Below are 4,757 nucleotides of genomic sequence, written 5' to 3'. Positions count from 1 at the left end.
AGAGAGAAAGACGCGAAAGAAAAAACATTGAAAAAATCGCCCGCACTTTGGCGTGTGGGGAGACAGAATTATCCTGGCGGCGAGAGTGCGGAGGTCCCACCTGACCCCATGCCGAACTCAGAAGTGAAACGCCGTAACGCCGATGGTAGTGTGGGAATTTCCCATGTGAGAGTAGGACACCGCCAGGTATTATTTTAGCGAAGGGAACCCCGGTTCAGAAATGAGCCGGGGTTTTTGTGTTTTAGTAAAGAAATTTTAAGAAAGACAGAATTATTATTGGGTTATTTGGATAAAAGTCCGTGCGTGATCGTGGGGTAGTAATACTGCTTTTTAGTCAAAATCATTTATATTTAATGTGACAATAAAGTTTTTGTGGAGGTGGCATTTAATAAGAGTGAACAAATTTAAACCAATTAGATGATATTTTTGTGATGTAGATTCCAAAATTTGATTTTGTCTATTGGCAGAAAATTATTTTTCAGATAAAAAGTTCTCCTAACATCATTATTAATATAATTAGAAGGAACTATTATTCTATGACACAACAAACAGAAAACACAGCTGAAATTCTTGCATTACTACGTCGTTTATTAAACAGTGACGTCACATCGAGACCCTTATTTATTGGGCACGGAATTTTTTATGACGGAACGATGTTTGCGATTTATCAAAAACGGGAATTGTACCTGAAAGCTGATGGTGATTTGATTGATGAATTGTTAGCTCACGGTTCTTATCCGTGGGCATATATTCCGAGAAATAATATGCGGAAGGGACCGAAATATTATCATGTGTCAGATAAAATCAAAAACGATGAGGCACTTTATAAGAGATTTGTTGAATTATCCATTGAACAGGCTAAAGACGGAAAGAAGACTTTAGGCTTAACCAAGCAAATAACTATTAAAGATTTACCGAATTTAACGATAAAACATGAACGGATGTTAGCTAAAGTCGGGATACTTACGGTTAGTGAATTCCGCGAAAAAGGTGCCATTGAGGCTTATGTGGAATTAATCAAATCCGGGATGTTACTTTCTATTACCGTATTATGGAAATTTGTTGGTGCGTTACAAAATCGTAACTTCCTATTGATAACGAATAAAGAAAAGGAAGATATTGGTGTAAAACTGAATGAGATTCTTGCCAGAGAAGGGTTGAAAGCCATAAAAATTAACTGAAGATAAAAGCAGTAGACGGTTAAATCTTGACATGCATTATATTAATGTTTAGAATTTGCCGTCTATTTTTTATAAGATAGATCTTTAAGTAACACTCATTCTTTTAGAATTTTTATTAAAACTGGAGCTTAATTTAATGGCAACTATCAACCAATTAGTACGCAAACCGCGTGTGAAAAAGGTTGTAAAAAGCAACGTTCCTGCATTAGAGGCTTGTCCGCAGAAACGTGGCGTGTGTACTCGTGTATACACTACTACACCTAAAAAACCGAACTCCGCATTACGTAAAGTATGTCGTATTCGTTTAACCAACGGTTATGAAGTAACCTCTTATATCGGCGGTGAAGGTCACAACCTTCAAGAGCACAGCGTTGTGCTTATCCGTGGCGGTCGTGTTAAAGACTTACCGGGTGTGCGTTATCACACCGTACGTGGCGCACTTGACTGTGCGGGCGTTAAAGATCGTAAACAAGCACGCTCTAAATACGGCGTTAAACGTCCTAAAGCTTAATGGTTCTCCGTTAAGTAAGGCCAAACGTCTAAATTTAAATATTTAAACCTAAACTCCAGTTATCTGTAGTTTTGGATTATCCTGAATAAATATCGGAGAAACTTACAATGCCACGTCGTCGTCGTATTGAACCTCGCAAAATTCTTCCAGATCCGAAGTTCGGTTCAGAATTACTTGCAAAATTTATTAATGTTTTAATGGTAGATGGTAAAAAATCTATCGCAGAATCAATCGTTTATAATGCGCTGGAAACTTTGGCTCAACGCACCGGGAAAGATGCGTTAGATGCATTTGAAGTCGCATTAGAAAATGTACGCCCAACTGTCGAGGTTAAATCTCGTCGTGTTGGTGGTTCAACTTATCAAGTACCGGTTGAAGTCCGTCCTACTCGTCGCAATGCATTGGGAATGCGTTGGATTGTTGAAGCCGCACGTAAACGTGGTGATAAATCGATGGCTTTACGTTTAGCAAATGAATTATCTGATGCAGCTGACAATAAAGGTGCGGCAGTTAAAAAACGTGAAGATGTACATCGTATGGCAGAAGCAAACAAAGCATTTGCTCACTTCCGTTGGTAATCGGTTAGCGATTTTAATGAAGGGCTTCATCTCATTTTTGCGATGAAGCCTTACCCATATAAAAAAATTCAATATTAAACCCAAACAAGGTAATAATAATGGCTCGTACAACCCCTATTGAAAGATACCGTAATATTGGTATCAGTGCGCATATTGATGCGGGTAAAACAACAACTACAGAGCGTATCTTGTTCTATACAGGCGTAAGTCATAAGATCGGTGAAGTGCACGACGGTGCGGCAACGATGGACTGGATGGAACAGGAACAGGAACGTGGTATTACCATTACTTCTGCGGCAACAACCGCATTCTGGTCTGGTATGTCACAACAATTCCCTCAACACCGTATCAACGTTATCGATACTCCGGGACACGTTGACTTCACTATTGAAGTAGAACGCTCAATGCGTGTTCTTGATGGTGCGGTAATGGTTTACTGTGCGGTTGGCGGTGTTCAACCTCAATCTGAAACAGTATGGCGTCAGGCGAACAAATATCACGTGCCGCGCATTGCGTTCGTAAATAAAATGGACCGTACCGGTGCAAACTTCCTGCGTGTTGTTGAACAGTTAAAAACACGTTTAGGGGCGAATGCGGTTCCTCTACAACTACCAATCGGCGCCGAAGATAGTTTCAAAGGTGTGGTTGACTTGGTTAAAATGAAAGCGATCAACTGGAATGAAGAAGATCAGGGTATGACATTTACTTATGATGACATTCCGGCGGATATGGTCGATATTTGCGAAGAATGGCGTAACAACCTGGTTGAAGCTGCGGCCGAATCTTCAGAAGAGTTAATGGAAAAATACTTAGGCGGTGAAGATTTAACGGAAGAGGAAATTAAAGGCGCATTACGTCAACGCGTATTGGCGACTGAAATTATTCTTGTAACTTGCGGTTCCGCCTTTAAAAATAAAGGTGTTCAGGCAATGCTTGACGCAGTTGTTGAGTACTTACCGTCTCCAACCGATATTCCTGCTATTAAAGGTATCAATGAGGATGAAACCGAAGGTGAACGTCATGCTAGCGATGACGAACCGTTTGCAGCATTAGCATTTAAAATTGCAACGGATCCATTCGTAGGTAACTTAACTTTCTTCCGTGTATATTCGGGCGTGGTTGAGTCTGGTGCAACCGTTTACAATTCAGTGAAACAAAAACGTGAACGTTTCGGCCGTATTGTACAAATGCACGCGAATAAACGTGAAGAAATCAAGGAAGTTCGTGCCGGTGATATTGCAGCGGCAATCGGATTGAAAGATGTAGGTACCGGTGATACATTATGTGATCAAAATGCGCCGATTATTCTTGAACGTATGGAATTCCCTGAACCGGTTATTTCCGTTGCGGTTGAGCCGAAAACTAAAGCTGACCAGGAAAAAATGGGTATCGCATTAGGTCGTTTGGCTCAGGAAGACCCTTCATTCCGGGTTCACACCGATGAAGAATCAGGCGAAACTATCATTTCCGGTATGGGTGAGTTACACTTAGATATCATCGTTGACCGTATGAAACGTGAATTCAAAGTGGAAGCTAACATCGGTAAACCGCAAGTATCTTACCGTGAAACAATTCGTACGCGTGTAAACGATGTAGAAGGTAAACACGCAAAACAATCTGGTGGTCGCGGTCAATATGGTCATGTGGTGATTGACTTATATCCATTAGATCCGGAAGGTCCGGGTTATGAGTTTGTAAATGAAATCAAAGGTGGTGTGATTCCTGGGGAATACATTCCTGCGGTAGATAAAGGTATTCAGGAACAGCTTAAATCCGGTCCTCTGGCAGGTTATCCTGTAGTTGATATCGGTGTACGTTTACACTTCGGTTCATACCATGATGTGGACTCATCTGAGTTAGCGTTCAAATTAGCGGCGTCAATTGCATTTAAAGCGGCGTTTGCTAAAGCGAATCCGGTATTACTTGAGCCAATCATGAAAGTTGAAGTAGAAACGCCACCTGAATATGTAGGTGACGTAATCGGTGACCTAAGTCGCCGCCGCGCAATGGTTAGTGGTCAAGAGGCAACTGATTTCGCAGTTAAAATCAATGCTGAAGTTCCATTATCAGAAATGTTCGGTTATGCAACGGACTTGCGTTCACAAACTCAAGGTCGCGCATCATACTCAATGGAACCATTGAAATATGCCGAAGCACCGAAAAATATTGCAGATGCAATCATTGAAGCGCGTCGTAAATAATTTTATTTTTAACAAAAACTCCCCAAATTTGTACCGCACTTTTGGGGAATAACAAAAGGAAACTGAAAAGTGTCTAAAGAAAAATTTGAACGTACAAAACCGCACGTAAACGTGGGTACAATCGGCCACGTTGACCACGGTAAAACAACTTTAACCGCAGCAATCACTACCGTATTAGCGAAACACTACGGCGGTGCGGCTCGCGCATTCGACCAAATCGACAACGCGCCGGAAGAAAAAGCGCGCGGTATCACCATCAATACCTCGCACGTAGAATACGACACGC

Annotated in this window: 5 protein-coding genes and 1 rRNA gene; all 6 read left to right on the top strand. The window is 41.3% G+C overall.

The features are described from left to right. Nucleotides 1-72: 72 nt before the first annotated feature. Nucleotides 73-188 (top strand): 5S ribosomal RNA (rrf, locus tag P7M01_RS08435). A 348-nt stretch (nt 189-536) separates the two neighbouring features. Beyond that, entirely contained in the window at nt 537-1,181 is a 645-nt protein-coding gene (locus P7M01_RS08430) for a TfoX/Sxy family DNA transformation protein (protein WP_202936458.1), read from the top strand. Nucleotides 1,182-1,317: 136 nt separating this feature from the next. Continuing rightward, the gene (gene rpsL, locus P7M01_RS08425) at nt 1,318-1,692 is read left to right on the top strand and encodes a 30S ribosomal protein S12 (protein ID WP_034616415.1); all 375 of its coding nucleotides are present in this window, start codon (nt 1,318-1,320) and stop codon (nt 1,690-1,692) included. Nucleotides 1,693-1,799: 107 nt separating this feature from the next. Further along, nucleotides 1,800-2,270: a 30S ribosomal protein S7 gene (rpsG, locus tag P7M01_RS08420; protein ID WP_202936457.1), complete on the top strand. Its 471-nt coding sequence runs from the start codon at nt 1,800-1,802 to the stop codon at nt 2,268-2,270. 98 nt (nt 2,271-2,368) lie between these two features. Then, entirely contained in the window at nt 2,369-4,471 is a 2,103-nt protein-coding gene (fusA, locus tag P7M01_RS08415) for an elongation factor G (RefSeq protein WP_202936456.1), read from the top strand. Nucleotides 4,472-4,540: 69 nt separating this feature from the next. Then, the coding region (locus P7M01_RS08410) for a GTP-binding protein (RefSeq protein ID WP_042611824.1) at nt 4,541-4,757 on the top strand (217 nt) is incomplete at its 3' end.

The sequence above is a fragment of the Exercitatus varius genome (assembly GCF_029577735.1).
In the GTDB taxonomy this organism is placed as follows: Bacteria; Pseudomonadota; Gammaproteobacteria; order Enterobacterales; family Pasteurellaceae; genus Exercitatus; species Exercitatus varius.
This window is presented reverse-complemented; position numbering and strand designations above follow the sequence as displayed.